Annotated in this window: 9 protein-coding genes and 1 tRNA gene; 2 read left to right on the top strand and 8 right to left on the bottom strand. The window is 50.3% G+C overall.

The window, feature by feature from the left end; all coding sequences use genetic code 11:
* Nucleotides 1–100: 100 nt before the first annotated feature.
* Nucleotides 101–6,076 (bottom strand): right-handed parallel beta-helix repeat-containing protein, encoded by a 5,976-nt coding sequence (locus IPL32_11485; protein MBK8466443.1) that lies wholly within the window; start codon nt 6,074–6,076, stop codon nt 101–103.
* Nucleotides 6,077–6,227: 151 nt separating this feature from the next.
* Between IPL32_11485 and IPL32_11480 the strand changes: the two genes are divergently transcribed.
* Complete coding sequence (locus IPL32_11480) at nt 6,228–6,797, top strand: sigma-70 family RNA polymerase sigma factor (protein ID MBK8466442.1); 570 nt, start codon at nt 6,228–6,230, stop codon at nt 6,795–6,797.
* 43 nt (nt 6,798–6,840) lie between these two features.
* A complete protein-coding gene (locus tag IPL32_11475; GenBank protein ID MBK8466441.1) occupies nt 6,841–8,949 on the top strand; it encodes a serine/threonine protein kinase in 2,109 nt (702 codons plus the stop codon).
* Nucleotides 8,950–9,042: 93 nt separating this feature from the next.
* Here IPL32_11475 and IPL32_11470 read toward each other — a convergent pair.
* The 7 genes from IPL32_11470 to IPL32_11440 all read right to left on the bottom strand — a co-directional run bounded on the left by IPL32_11470 (nt 9,043) and on the right by IPL32_11440 (nt 14,885).
* A tRNA-Pro gene (locus tag IPL32_11470) sits at nt 9,043–9,119 on the bottom strand.
* A 25-nt stretch (nt 9,120–9,144) separates the two neighbouring features.
* The gene (locus tag IPL32_11465; protein MBK8466440.1) at nt 9,145–9,891 is read right to left on the bottom strand and encodes a VTT domain-containing protein; all 747 of its coding nucleotides are present in this window, start codon (nt 9,889–9,891) and stop codon (nt 9,145–9,147) included.
* A gap of 22 nt (nt 9,892–9,913) precedes the next feature.
* Nucleotides 9,914–10,546 carry a protein-L-isoaspartate(D-aspartate) O-methyltransferase gene (locus IPL32_11460; GenBank protein ID MBK8466439.1) on the bottom strand — a complete coding sequence of 211 codons (633 nt, stop codon included), beginning with the start codon at nt 10,544–10,546 and terminating at the stop codon, nt 9,914–9,916.
* 26 nt (nt 10,547–10,572) lie between these two features.
* Nucleotides 10,573–11,319 (bottom strand): 5'/3'-nucleotidase SurE, encoded by a 747-nt coding sequence (gene surE, locus IPL32_11455; GenBank protein MBK8466438.1) that lies wholly within the window; start codon nt 11,317–11,319, stop codon nt 10,573–10,575.
* Between the two features lie 74 nt (nt 11,320–11,393).
* On the bottom strand, nt 11,394–11,651 hold the full coding sequence (locus IPL32_11450; GenBank protein ID MBK8466437.1) for a 30S ribosomal protein S21: 258 nt from the start codon (nt 11,649–11,651) through the stop codon (nt 11,394–11,396).
* Nucleotides 11,652–11,689: 38 nt separating this feature from the next.
* Nucleotides 11,690–11,875 carry a hypothetical protein gene (locus tag IPL32_11445; protein ID MBK8466436.1) on the bottom strand — a complete coding sequence of 62 codons (186 nt, stop codon included), beginning with the start codon at nt 11,873–11,875 and terminating at the stop codon, nt 11,690–11,692.
* Nucleotides 11,876–12,386: 511 nt separating this feature from the next.
* Nucleotides 12,387–14,885, bottom strand: coding sequence for a VCBS repeat-containing protein (locus tag IPL32_11440; protein MBK8466435.1), 2,499 nt, complete (start codon nt 14,883–14,885; stop codon nt 12,387–12,389).
* Nucleotides 14,886–14,953: the final 68 nt, after the last annotated feature.

Genomic DNA, 14,953 nt, shown 5'->3' with positions numbered 1-14,953 from the left:
AGAGTATATCTGAAACCCGCAAGCGAATTTCAGACATACTCTTTTTTTTAAAATCGAGAGGAACAGTATCTTATGGAGAACTCGACATGGTTTCATTCTCCTACTTCTCTGCGATCAAATCGAGGCTTAGCATTTGACCGGTGATGCTGACGGTCAGCGGATCAAAGGCGTAATGTCTTGACTCAATGCTGACTGTATAGGTTTGGCCGACCTGCAAGCCGCCAAACCTGTAAACTCCAAAACCGTTGGAGATCGTAGAGCGACGCTGACCAGTCGAGTCTGTCAAGATAACGCGGGCATTCGGAATGCCCTGTCCCATCGCATCTAGCAGACGGCCCGTTATCTCAGCACTGTTTGGTGATGCTGCCGACAATTCTACCTGTCCGTCGGCAGCTGTTACGCCTGGATCGCCTTCGTTAAATACAAGCCTCTCCCACGTGAGCGGTGATACCGAACCCGGTGCTCCAACCGCCGTGAATCTGAGATTCAGCAGAACTCCGTTCTCAGCAATTGGTACTGGGCCGTAAACCGCGACTCTGAGAAGGCCCGGTTCTTTGGCGTTCACCGCAAAAGACAGCCTTCCGCTTACAGTTCCTGCGACACCGACCGGTTCGGCCTGAGGTTGTATGACAGTCGGATCATACCTTAGGTCGAATTCATACGAGATGATCCCTTTGTTCATTGCTCCATGTACAGTTACGGGAACTATCACCTCGTCATCCGCCGGTGTCGCAAGATTTGGTACGGTAACTGCGATCTCACGCTCAGGGCCGTTTGCAGTCCTTGCATTTGTGTTCGTCCAGTTACCTGTAACCTCGCCCATGAGCAGTGCACTGTAATCCTCGCCGGCAATGCTGCTGGCCACTGAGGCGTACGTTCTGCTTACAGGCAGGAATTTCCATTGTCCGGCCTGGCCGAACGGCGGGCTGTTAACCGAGTAACCGGCAACCTGTGCGGCATCGAACGAAGAGATCGTGCCGTTATTGCTTGTGTCCGCCACAAGCAGCTGATTGCCGGTCAACTGCGGATTAGGCGGCCCTACTGCATGCTGCGATATTCTTGCCGCATCGAATGATGAGATCGCTCCATTTATCGCTCCCGTCTTTGTAGGCGTGACGGTGTATGAACCCGCTCCAAAGCCTGTGAGCGAATATGTCCCTCCCGGAAAACTAGTCGTTGTCGATACATTCGGCGACCCGACTCCGCTCATCAGCACATTCGACACAAACCGCGTCGCTGCCGGAATTGCATTGCCGTATGTTACAGTTCCGCTGATCGCTACCGGAGCAGTCGGCGTCGGCGTTGCGGTGTTTGTCGACGTCGCTGTGGCTGTTGCCGTGTTTGTCGGTGTAAAGGTTGCTGTGCTTGTAGCAGACGGTGTGTTCGTCGATGTAGCGGTTGCTGTATTTGTGGATGTTGATGTCGGTGTAAAGGTTGAAGTGTTTGTCGGCGTCGGCGTGTCGTCGTTAAGAATTGTCAACACAGCCGCTGTTGGGGTGCCAAGAGTTGCTCCGACTGGCAACGACAATGTGAGATTTATAGTTTCGCTGCTCTTAAACAAAGAATCAGGACAAAGTGTGACATTAAATGTCTGGCTGGTAACGCCTGCGTTAAAGTTCAATGTTCCAGATGCATTAACGTAATCAACACTGCCGCCACAGCTGGCGCCGCCAGTAGCAGTGCCGTTGCTCGTGGCGTAATTGACCGTATCGACGCCCTCGCTGCCGCCAACGCGATCAACCGTGATCGTCGCAGATCCGCTGTTCTCATTGTTAGCGTAAGTTGGCGAGCTAAATTGCACGGAAGGCTGAACCTCGAATGCTCCTATATCCGAGCCGTTTCCGCCGGTAGCGTTTGTGATATTTGGATTATCAACGAACCGTGTCTGCCCGCGCTGGTCGGCTGTTAGTGCACCGCTCGCTCCTTTGTCGATCGCAGGACTACCGGTGTTAAGAGCATGAGTAAATCTCACACCGCCATTATCGGCGAGCGTCCCAAGATTTGGATCTTGTCCGGTTATGTTGTTTGTTGTCGTTCCGGTAACAGTCGCTCCAGCGGTGTTTTCTATCAAATTGTAGTCATTTGAATTAAGAGTTCCGGCATAGTCGGGACCCGTTGTGGCGGTGTTGTTACCGACAAGCGTATTGCCGAGATTCATCGTGCCGCTGATGCCGCCGCCAGTGGTGGTTGCGGTGTTGTTAGCAACCGTCGTGTGACTGAGCGTAACGGCCAAGGATGCTCCTGCTCCGCGGAAAATACCACCGCCGTTAGGTGCGGAATTGCCGCTAATCGTCGAATTTGTGATCGTAATCAGGTTATTTGTGTCAGCCTCAATATTTAGGCCGCCGCCTGTTGTGGCTGCTGTATTTCCGCTTATTGTCGAGCCTGTAATGGTCGCAGTACTATCAATGTCGAACGCTATTCCACCGCCGACCCTTCCAGCGGACGAATTTCCGCTAATCGTTGAGTTGGTCACCGTCAGAGTTATCGAATCAGCCACAATACCGCCGCCGGATGATAGTGCCTGATTGCCGCTTATCGTAGAGTTGGTAAGCGATAGTGTAGATCCGTCTTCGGAATAGATAGCACCTCCGCCAACTCCCGTTCCAGCAGGAGCGTTAGCTACATTATTACTGATGGTTGAATCGGTTATCGTCATGGTCGCACTCGTATGATTGTGAGCGCCGCCTGACTGGCTAGCCGCGGTATTATTAGTTATAACGCAGCCAATAATCGTCATACTGTCGCTTGTGCTATTGTAAACTCCGCCGCCATCTGACGCCGCCGTGTTACCTGTGATGACCATATCTGTCAGCGTCATAACGCCTTGATTATAGACCGCTCCGCCAAAGGTGTTTCCGGGACTGATGCCGACGCCGTTGCCTCCTGTCAGCGTCATGCCGCTTATTGAAACTACTGCCGTTTCGAGGTTCGAAAAGATCTTGCTCGTTCCGCCGCCGCTAACAGTTAGTAGATTCGCTCCTGGGCCAGTGATCGTGACATTCGAATTGACGCTGTTGGTAAAAACGATATTGCCCGACGTCAGCGTGATGATTTGCGGAGTGCTGAAAACATCCGGGTCAAAAGTGATAAAGTCCGGTCCTACCCCCGCGTTTGCGTTCAACACCGCTTGCCGCAGACTGCCTGTGCCGCTGTCATCGGTGTTCGTGACTACAAATGTTGTAGGTGTGCCGGTTGCAGTTGCCGTCGCGGTTGCTGTATTAGTCGATGTGGCCGTGTTTGTCGGAGTCGGCGTGTCATCGTTTAGTATGGTCAGAACAGCCGCTGTCGGAGTTCCGAGCGTTGCTCCGATCGGTGCTGACAATGCAAGATTTACCGTCTCGCTCCCTTTGAACAAGCTGTCGTTGCAAAGCGTGACGTCAAACGTCTTACTTGTCTCGCCTGCATTGAGTGTCACCACTCCCGGTGTATTGATGTAATCCACCCCGCCGCCGCAGCTTGCTCCGCCGGTCGCAGTTCCGTTAGTCAAGGTATAGGCGACCGAATCCACGCCTTCGCTGCCGTCAACGCGATTGACCGTGATCGTTGCCGTCCCACTGTTTTCAGCAACAGAATAAGTGGCTGAGCTAAACTGCACCGCCGGTTGAACCTCAAATGCTCCGATGTCGGCACCGTTACCGCCGGAGGCGTTTGTAATATTCGGATTATCAACAAACCTTGTCTGCAGTCGCTGATCTTCTGTCAATGCACCACTCGCTCCCTTATCGATAGCCGGGCTGCCCGGCAGCAATGCGTGTGTAAATGTCACACCGCCGTTATTCTGCAATGGCCCGACGTTCGGATCTTGACCGGTGATGTTGTTTGTCGTTGTTCCGGTAAAAGTAAAATTAGTCGTATTCTCGATCAGGTTATGATCCAGCGAATTGAAGCTTCCGCCGCCATCCGGCCCAATCGCGACGGCAGTATTATTGGCAATGATGACGCCACGAATGCTGCCTGCATCCAAGGTGCAGAAACCGCCGCCGTTGTTTCCAGCCGCATTATTAACGATCGTTGTATAGCTGACGGCGACAGCACCGGGGGCTCTATCAAGAATGCCGCCGCAATCTCTGGTGGCTGAGTTGCCGCTGATCGTGCTGTTGGTCAAGGTCAACGCGCCGTCCATAAAGATGCCGCCGCCGTTGCCCGCAGCACCGGCAAAACCGAGGACGCTGTTGCCGCTGATGGTGGAATTAGAGATCGTCATCGAAGTGCCGCTGCCTCCGTAGATTCCGCCGCCGTCGCCATTAGCGCTGGCATCGGTGTTGGCCCTATTGTTTGAGACGGTGCTGTTCGTTATGTTGATTGTTCCGCCGCCGCCGGTCGCATCATTCACAATGCCGCCGGCACCGTCGGTTGTCGAATTATTGTCAATGGTGGTTGAGGAAATTGTGATGGTTCCGGTGCCGGCTTTGCGGATTCCGCCACCGGCGCCGGGACCTGCCGTTATTGAGTTGCCGCTTATGATCGAATTAGTAATACTTGCTGTTGCCGTAAAGAAAGCAATCCCGCCGCCGCCGGTGGAATTTGTGGCGGTTATCGTATTATTCGAGAAGGTCGAGCCGGAGATGGTAACAGTTCCGCCACTGGCTGCGGATGCAAACAAGCCGCCGCCTTCACGAGCCGTTGTATTATTGGAAAATGTCGAATTGGTGATGTTTAATAATTGCGGATCGTTGGCTTGAATACCTCCGCCTTGGTTTGTGCTAGTATTATTTGAAAGTGTCGAATTAGCGACTGTCAAACGGTCAGCAGCATCGGTTTGGATGCCTCCGCCGAAGCCGGTTGCCGTGTTGCCGGTAATAACCATATTGTTCAAGATCAATTCGCCTTGATTTAAGATCGCGCCGCCCGCGGTGGTTGATAGAGAGCCGGTACCATTGCCACTGGTCAAAGTCATTCCACTGATACTGACGACCGGAGTTTCGGGAATCGTAAATATCCTGCTCGCGTTATTTCCGCTGACGGTCAGCAGATTCGCGCCCGGTCCGGTAATCGTGACGTTGGCATTGATCAGCAATTCGCCGCTGGTCAGCGTGATGGTCTGCGGTGTGCTGAAAACACCTGTGTCGAAATTGATCGCATCAACACCCGTCGCCGCGTTTGCATCCAAAACCGCCTGCCGCAAACTGCCCGCACCGCTGTCGTTTGTATTTGTTACCGTAAATGTATTCACCGTGAAGCATTTTCCGGCGGAACCGGCGGCGACGATAGCTTGGATTTCCGATGCTGCAAGTGATCGATTGTAAATCGAAAGTTCATCTATACTGCCAAAGAAGGCGTTTCGAGCATCGTTGTCGCCGCGTGCTCCGATTGCCGCATTGGTCCCAAAGGTGAAGGTTATATTGTAAGTGATCGGAGCTCCCGCCACACCGTCAACAAAAAATGTAACTTGATTGCCTGATTTGGTCACAGCAACATGATGAAAATTGGTGTCGCTGATTGTGGCAGTCGAGTAAACCGCAGAAGTTCCAATTTTCGTTAGGCCGATCCGACTGGTCGACTGTTCAATAACAAACCCGTAGCCGCCTGCCCCGTAACTAAAAAATACTCCGCCCTCAAATCCGGCGACAGGCGAATTAGTAACGATCGTGTTGCTGGAACGTTTTATCCACCCCTCGATAGTAAAATCCTGTAATTGTAAATTAGCCGGATTGCCGACTAAAACCCGGTCGCCGACACCGGATGTATTTCCGGTTCCGCCGAGAGTAAATGTTTGTCCGATATTGCCCGTCGTATAGTTGACGTTGCCCTGGATCGCGCCGTTGTTTGTATTTATAAAGTCAATAGCGTTGTTTTCGCCCTGATACCACGAAACCAAATTGGCAGGTGCCGTCGAACAAGCACCGAGCGTTTCCGTACGCAGCCTTACGCTTACGGGTTCGGCCACGCCGGTTGAATCTGATTTTGCACCCTGCGTTGTTCGGGCCACCGCTGCCCACAGCTCACCGAAATGCTCTGTAAAACTTGAGCTCGCATGGGCGTTCGTAGGTGTAAATATGACGGCACAAATTGCTGAAGCCGTTATAACGATGACAAGAATAAAACGAATCAGTTTGGCATTGACGTAGCGCATGGTTGATCTCCTTAGATTGTTCGAATGAAAGTAGTCCTTGCCAAGATATGCGTAAGAGCGGCACGAACTCTGCCAAAACAATCAAAAAAATTTTCTTTGGACAGTATAAATGCTAAAATATGGCTATTAATTCACTTGTATTTTCTTAGTTATGGCTGAAGTTGAGTCCTCAGAGATCACGCAAATACTTCAGGATTGGAACAACGGTGACGAACTGGCCCGCGAGCGGCTGCTGAACTTTGTCTATGACGAACTAAAGCGTCAGGCCCGCTACCTGATGTCACGCGAACGTTCCGACCATACGCTGCAACCGACCGCTCTCGTTCATGAGGCGTTTCTGAAAATGGGCGATGCAGTAAATGTCATATGGAAAGACCGCTCTCATTTTTACGGTTTTGCATCGCATCTTATGCGGCAGATATTGGTGGACCATGCCCGTCTTCACGCTGCGGATAAGCGTGGAAACAATCCGCTGCGCATATCCCTCGACGACATAGAAATTCCTGTTAGCGACAGGGCATCATCAATAGTTGCCATCGATGATGTCTTGAACAGACTCGCTGAGATCGATGAGCAACAAGCACAGATCGTCGAAATGCGCTTTTTCGGCGGCATGACAAATACTGAGATCGCAACCACGCTCGATATCAGCGAACGCACGGTCGGACGGGAATGGCAAACAGCCAAGATCTGGCTATACCGCGAACTCAGTTCGAACTAGGCTCAAAATATTTTGTCCGAATATTCCCGGAACTTACGCATTTATGATTGGGAGAATTACGGCTATCGATAATATCCAGATCGACAATTGGAAAGAGATAAAGTCTCTGCTTATGAATGCACTGGCGCTTGACCCTCCATCGCGCTCGGATTTTCTGGATCGACAACACATAAGCCCGGAAATCAGAAGCGAGGTGGAATCGCTCCTCGCTTTGGAGGATGCCGCCGATGGAATTTTTGACAAGTCCGCACTAGAGCTTTCAAAGGAATTCCTCTTAGATCATGCCGAGGATCTTTCCGTCGGCAACGGACAAACGATCGGCCCATACAAACTGGTTTCCGAACTTGGTTTGGGCGGAATGGGAGCGGTCTATCTTGCCGAAAGGAGCGATGAACGATTTGAACAGCAGGTCGCAATCAAATTACTAAAACGAGAGTTTAATGTCGATCGTCTGCGACGGTCCTTCAAGCGCGAGATCGATATACTCGCCAAGCTAAGTCACCCCAATATCGCGACGATATACGACACCGGCACTACCACAGACGGCATTCCATACATTGTGATGGAATATATCGACGGTGTGCCGATCGATAGATACTGTGATCAGCATGGCTTGGGCCTTATTGAAAGATTAAAGCTTTTTAACAAAGCGAGCGAGGCAGTCGGTTACGCCCACCAGAACCTGATAGTTCACCGCGATATTAAACCGTCAAACATACTTGTAAGCTCTGATGGAGTTCCAAAGCTGCTTGATTTTGGCATTTCTAAAGCTCTAGATTCTGCCGAAGACGGCAGCAGCACAACCATAATGGGTGCTATGACACCAGAATATGCGAGCCCCGAACAGATTGATGGCGGCAGAATAACAACCTCGACCGATATCTATAGTCTCGGCATGGTTCTTTTCAAACTCTTGACCGGAACCTATCCGTACAATTTCAAAAAGGGATCGAGCAGCGATATCTTACGTGAGATAACCGACGAAGACCCGATATTGCCCAGTCAAACTGAAGATACAAGATCCTCGGTAGAGCGAAACGAGCTTAAGGGTGATATTGATAATATTGTGCTGAAAGCCCTCAGCAAAGAACCGCAAAATCGTTATTCGACAGTTAGACAGTTCGCGGAAGACATTTGGCGTTACATTGACGGCGAGCCTGTCACGGCGCGGCCCGCTACTGTTTCTTATCGCCTTAATAAATTTTACAAGCGAAACAAGATCGCCGTAACTGCGGGCGTTTTGATCTTCGCGACGTTGATTGGGGGAATCTCGGTAGCTCTATGGCAGGCCCGGATCGCGCATGCGAATGCAGCAGTCGCTGTTGCCGAATCCGACAACGCAAAAGATGAACAGAAAAAGGCGGAGAAGATCAGCAGCTTTATGATGAAGTTCTTCCGCTATGCAAATCCAAAATGGTACGCCGAAGGTTACCCGTTCGGAGGCGAGACTCGTGTGATAGACGCTCTCGACGACATGGCGCCAAAAATTGACACGGAATTCGCCGACCAGCCGGATGTACTTGCTGAGATGCATCACCATTTTGGCGATGCATTTATGGCTCGAAAAGAACCTGGCGGAAGGGAAAAGGCGAAATTTCACTTCCAGCGTGCATTTGAAGTACGCCGCTCATACTACGGCGGCTGGCATGAACTTTTGGCGAAAGATATGCTCTACCTCTATTGGGTTCAAGAGCCGCCGCGTTCTGAAGAAGCTGTGAAGATGCTGTCGGACGCGATCGTCATGATGCGTGCAACGAATCCCAAAAACCTGAACCTGCCATACATGCTTGAAGATTATTTCCATCGATTGTCCGACGATGAATACGCACAGTTACACGAAATGTTTTTGCGCAACGTTCCGCAGCCCGCTCCGAATGACAAATATCTCGCCGCCGACCAGCTTTTCGACGAGATGCTCGGACTCCTAAACCTGCACTTTCCCAAAGATAGCGAGCAGGTCGTTTATCAAAAGTGCTCTGCTATGTCGCTAAAATTCAAGGTCGGCAAGACTGCTCAAGCCGAAGAGTTTTATGAGGAATGCCGCAAGCGATATGAATCAGATACCCTGAGCGAAAAGACAAAAAGTAATGGTGCAATCACGAACAGGCTCGCCGAGTACCGCAAACTACTCGCACAACGAGCAGTGGACTAATGACCCTTTTCTTAATTGCCGTAGCTCTACCTGCGGTTACCAGTAGTTCAATATAAATGAAAAAGGCCGCAATTACAGCGGCCTTTCAAATAATGGTCGGGGCGAGAGGATTCGAACCTCCGACCTCACGGTCCCGAACCGTGCGCGCTACCAGACTGCGCTACGCCCCGTCAAACTTGAACTTTTGAGTGTAGGTTACTCATGCTCCTTAGTCAAATCTGTTTCTGTTTCACCCTCAACGGATGCAGCATCGCGCTTTGCTTCACGTCGGGCCTTGATGAATTCAAAAATGATCGGTAGTATCGAGAGAAATACGACGACGATCACAACTTTATCGATATGGTCTTCGAGCAGAAAACCCTCGACACCAAAAACATTTCGTACTAGCTGCTCTACCACCCCGCCTAGGAAATAACCCGCAAAGAGCATGCTGGTCACCCATGCAAAACCTCCGACTATGTTGTAGAGAGCAAACTGTCGATATGACATGTCGGCCGCTCCGGCGACGATGGGGGCAAACGTACGAACGATCGGCACAAAGCGGGCGATTATTATTGTCTTGCCGCCATGCTTTTCATAGAAATCATGGGCTTTCCTGAGATGTTTAGGGTTGAAGAAACGAGATTTAGGCCTATTAAAAATTGCAGGCCCGACCTTGCGTCCCGAATAATATCCGACGGCGTCTCCAACGACCGCAGCAACAAACAGGAGAACCAGCATGGCCCAAAGATTTAGTTTGCCCGCTGCGGCAAACAAACCGGCGACAACCAGCAACGAATCGCCGGGCAAGAAAAATCCGATCGCTAGCCCCGTCTCGGCAAATACGATAAGGAAGAGCCCAAGATAGACCCAGATTCCAAGTTTTAGTAGCATCCAATCGATCAGGATCTTCGGATTTAGGTAGTCTTTGATCTGGTGAAGAAAATCAAAAATAGATTCCATAAATGTAATGTCAGAGCCGGTCTTACCAGCCGTGTTCACCGATCAGCGGCACGAAAGCACACGGGCCGAAATTCTCGGTTGTAAAATCTGCTTCGGTGCGTGTGACGCGAATCAGGTTTTGCTTTCCCTGTTCTTCGCCAAGCGGCATTACTAACTTTCCGCCGATCTTTAGCTGCTGCACAAGAGGCTCTGGAATTTCCGGCCCGCCCGCCGCGACGAGAACAGCGTCAAACGGCATATATGTGCTCCAGCCTTCTGTGCCGTCACCGGCTTTGAGTGAAAAATTTCTAAATCCAAGCGATTGTAGTCGCCGTGTTGCTTCATCCGCCAGAGGCTGCAACCTTTCTATCGCAAAAACCTTGCGAGCGAGCGATGCCAGGACCGCCGTTTGATAGCCCGAACCCGCTCCAATTTCAAGCACTTTTTCCTGTCCTGTCAATTCCAAAAGCTCGGTCATTCTGGCAACAATAAACGGCTGTGAAATTGTCTGGCCGCTCGAGATCGGCAAAGCATTGTCCTTATACGCCTGCGATTTTATCGCTTCCGAAACGAACATATGTCTCGGAAGTGTTGCCATGGCTTCAAGGACGCGCCGGTCAGAGATATTGTAGTGATCGCGAAGCTTCTCGACCATTCGAAGCCGCTGCATCGTCATCTCGTCAGTAATTCTGGCCGTGCCGTTCATGTGTTCCAGTTTTTCAATTTCTCTAGTCCGCTGTGGCTCGTCAGATCGCTCCGCATCGGAGTAACTGATACATAGCCATCATGAATCGCTTCAAAATCCGTACCGCCTTCAGCACGAAAACCTTCGCGTAACTCGCCGATCCAGTAATATGGTTTCCCACGCGGATCGATATGCTCGCTGATAACTGGCCGCGCTGTTTTGAAACCCTGTTTCGTGATACGAATACCTTTTGGCACACTCAAAGGCACGTTCACATTCAACAGCGTCCATTTTGGAATGCCATCGGCGAGCGCCTTTTCCGTGATCTGTTTTGCGATCTTTACGGATTCCGTAAAGTCGTGATCGCTGTGAGTCGTCAGGCTGAATGCGAGCCCCGGAACGCCAAGGATCGTTGATTCGAGCGCACCGGCGACGGTTCCGGAGTACGTTGCGTCATCGCCAAGATTTGCACCATGATTTATGCCCGAACAGCAAATATCCGGCCGCAATTCTTTCGGCAGTATATGATTCAAAGCAAGCGTGACGCAATCGGTCGGCGTGCCGTCAACGGTCCAATGCCTATCGTCTATCTGCCTGATACGCAAAGGCTTCGCAAGCGTCAAGCTGTGTGACGCACCGCTCATTTCGGCCTCAGGAGCGACCATAAAGACATCGCCGATCTCCTTCAGCCCTTGTTCCATGGCCAATATACCATCGGCATGATAACCGTCGTCGTTCGTGATCAGTATTCGTGGTCGATTCATTCTAAATAAAAAAGTGAAAAGGCGAATGATCTACTCATTAACACACCTTTTCACTCTTAACTTATCGTTATTAACTACCTATTCTGTCCCATCGGCGGACGCGATGCTCCCGGACCTGTTCCGGTGCCGCCACCCGTTGGACGCTGCTGACGAAAACGTCGTCGGTTGCGCTTGCGGGCATTTACCGATTTAAGCTTTGCCTTTTGACCCGGAGGAATAAAATGAGCGTGCTTTTTGAGATCTTTAATGATCTCTTCACTGATAACTTTACGTTTGAACCTGCGTAAAGCTGATTCAATCGATTCGTTATTGTTTACTGAAATATATGCCATTTTGTTTGCTCACCTCCTCTCGGCAAAATTTTTGCCCGTTAGAGCAAACAAGTATTAGACACGATTCCAGTCTGTTTCGCAAGTTTGCTGCCATTCACAATTTCGAAGTTGGAAGTGTCCCACTGTCCCACGGTTTTTTTCACGGAAAATGCCGTTCCAAGCGTTCCACGGCGTTCCACATCCATGTGGAACGGTGTAAACATTGCAAACATTGCGGTTATCATCGTTTTTTTAGCCGCGTTCCACGATTTTGCGAAAAAAACTTTTCGCTCAAATCTTGCGGCCCTTCACGAGCCTGTTGCTCCGGACAAATCCTACTTCTTCCTACCGGAGTAGGAAATATTACTACTCGTTCCTACCAAAGGACACCTTCAGGACATGTAATTTATTGTGTTAACAGCATTTATCTCATTTGTCCGGCTCAGTGTTAAAATAAAAAACTTTCGCCAAAAATGAACTTTTAGAAGAGCGGATCTGATGTCCCAAAAATACTATTGTCAAAGATCAAACAATCGTCGATTTTACAACGATCCCGCATCAAGCTAGCGCATTTCAAGGCAAATTGGAAGACCAACTTTCTCGATATGGCGTGGTTTTCTCGATTTGACGCAACTTTCCGAGTAAAAACCGACGAAGAAACCACGAAAATACACGAACGAACACGAAAACAAAAATGTTCTTATTTTGTGTCTGTGCGTGTATTTTCGCGGCTAGCCAGATGCAAAAGCCCGCATGTTAGTACCGAAACGCCGTCATTGTTGGCTTATCGCCGTTGGCCCCGAACTGGAATGCGATGAACGCTCCGTTTGAGCTGTTTTGGCGGTACCAAGTGCCGTCTGACGGACGAAAGACATTGATGTCAGCCTTGCCGTCGCCATCGAAGTCGCCTGGTGCGGGAATGTCGCTTGCCAAGCCAAAGACCTTGTAGTCGTAGCTCGAATTCGAACTGTATTTCAGATACCAGATGCCGTCTGTTGGGCGATATGCAGCGAGGTCGGTCTTGCCATCGCCGTCGTAATCTGCCGGGGTGATAACATCCGTTCCAAACCCAAACAACTCGCCATAGATCGAACCGTCGCCGCTGTTTATCCGATACCACGCTCCCGTCGAAGGCCTAAAAACTGCGATGTCCGATTTGCCGTCACCGTCAAAGTCTCCGACAGTCGGCTTGTCTTCGCTAGCTCCGAATTGAATGCCTTTGTACGAACCATCCGAACTATTCTGCCGATACCAAGTCCCCGTCGAAGGTCTGAACACAGAAACATCTGCCTTACCGTCTCCATCGTAATCCGCAGGTGTCGGCAGATCTTCAGCAAGCCCGAAGACGTTATAAGAAACCGTACCGTTCGAACTGTTAAAGACATACCAAATCCCCGTCGAAGGCCGATACACCGCAATATCAGTCTTCCCGTCCCCATCATAATCCGCCGGAGCGATCCTATCCGACCCAAACCCAAACAAAGTCCCATAAAGCCCCGCCTGCGACTGCTGAGAATACCAAGCCCCATCCGTCGGACGGAAAACCGAAATATCCGCCTTGCGATCACCGTCGTAATCAAACGCCGTTCGACCCAAAGGTGTTTCCGTCGGTGTCGATGTCGGAGTATTCGTTGGCGTACTCGTTGGCGTACTTGTAGGGGTAGCCGTCACCGTAGGTGTTCCTCCAACGGCGCCCGGTTCCGCAAGCGTCCAATCCTTACTAAAATCACGCACCCCTAATATCTGAAATGTATTCGCAACTGTGTCAACAACGCCGCCAAGCTGCATAAAGGCAGTGCCATTGTATTTTTGGATTACAAAGTTTGCTTCATTTGCAGTCAGGGGTACATCGGCATCCAAATAGTGAAAGGTAAGGTTGGCTGTGATATCACCCGCCTCAGCAAGCGTCCAGTATCGAGAAAGTGACTTTGACGGATCGAATATGTTTGGCTGCGCCATCTGAAGCGGATAAACCTCAAGTCTGGAAGGAAAGGTGCCGGAAGTCACCTCAGCTATTACCGGCGCGTAGCCGTTTTCGGTTCCGACATCAAATGTGTAAGTGTCGGGAGCGGTCATTATTCTAAGCAGATAACCATTCACATGCCCGTTAGTGCGAACAACGGTTCCGAATGCACCAAAGTACCAAAAAGGATCAACGACCGTCACGATGCCGTTTATAAGCTCGAGGTTCCACGCCACAAAAGTTGTATTAGCTATCACACCTGCCGTGTTATCAATGGCAATGGTGTTTCCATCATTTACGTTCATTAGACCGAGACGGGTAATTGTCTGCTGAGTCTTCCCGTTTAAAGTTATTCTTCCGTTTTGCATATCCAACCGAGTTCCCGGTTGCGTAAAGATATTTCCTTTGATTGAATGACCTGTACCGGTCATCCAGAGATGAAATATTCCTGCCATGAGCGTTAGATCATCCATAACGAGAGGATTGGAACCCGTTGCAAAAAGATCACCGTTGGGATAACTCACTTCGAGATTTGCGTAGGTACGGCCCGAAAAAAAAGAAGATTGAGCGTTTCCACAGAATATAAAGAGGCTCTCGCTTTTAAAAACTACTACCGATTCAGGCTGGTTCGCTCCGAAAGGATCGCCGCCCGCCATGTAAACGTATCTCGATCCCGCTGCAAAAACTACGGAATTTAAGGCGATTGTTCCAAATGGATTTCCGGAGAAGCCTTGTCCGGCGGTAAATATGGAGCCATTATCAAAAGTTACCGCACCAGCTTCCGCGGCTGTAAGGCGATGTGCCGCCGTACTCAAAGACGAAAATGTGATCGAACCATTTATTGTAGCGGTAGCGTTAACGGCAAGGCTGAGCGCTATCGCATTAGCACCGGTGAAATTGAGCGCCGAGTTTTGCTCAACCGTAAAATCATTTCCCACACCACCCGAGACTGCTAGAACGCTGGCGCTCATAGATTCGAAATTTACTATCGTGTTTCCTGAAACCATTAATTGGCCGATAGTTTCGTTCGGAACATTTGTTGCGGTCGTTGTACCCCCGCCATTGAAAACCAAAACATCGCTGGACGCCGGCGCTGTGCGCGCCGGCGTCCAACTTGCAGGTGATTGCCAGTCGCCGGTCGCACTCTGATTCCATGTAAAGACCACCGCCGCTGGCGTTAGGTTGAGCACTACATGCTTCTCGACCACACTGCCAAGAATTGATCCGCCGGAAAAAACAATGAAGAATACGGCAACCATGCCAAATCGGAATATTTTTCTTATTTTAATCATAATGCGGGCTGAAAAGATGGCCCGATGGGATCTGTGGAGCAATATCCGGGAAGGGAATACCTAATTAC

The sequence above is a fragment of the Chloracidobacterium sp. genome, assembly GCA_016711345.1.
Lineage (GTDB): Bacteria > Acidobacteriota > Blastocatellia > Pyrinomonadales > Pyrinomonadaceae > OLB17.
This window is presented reverse-complemented; position numbering and strand designations above follow the sequence as displayed.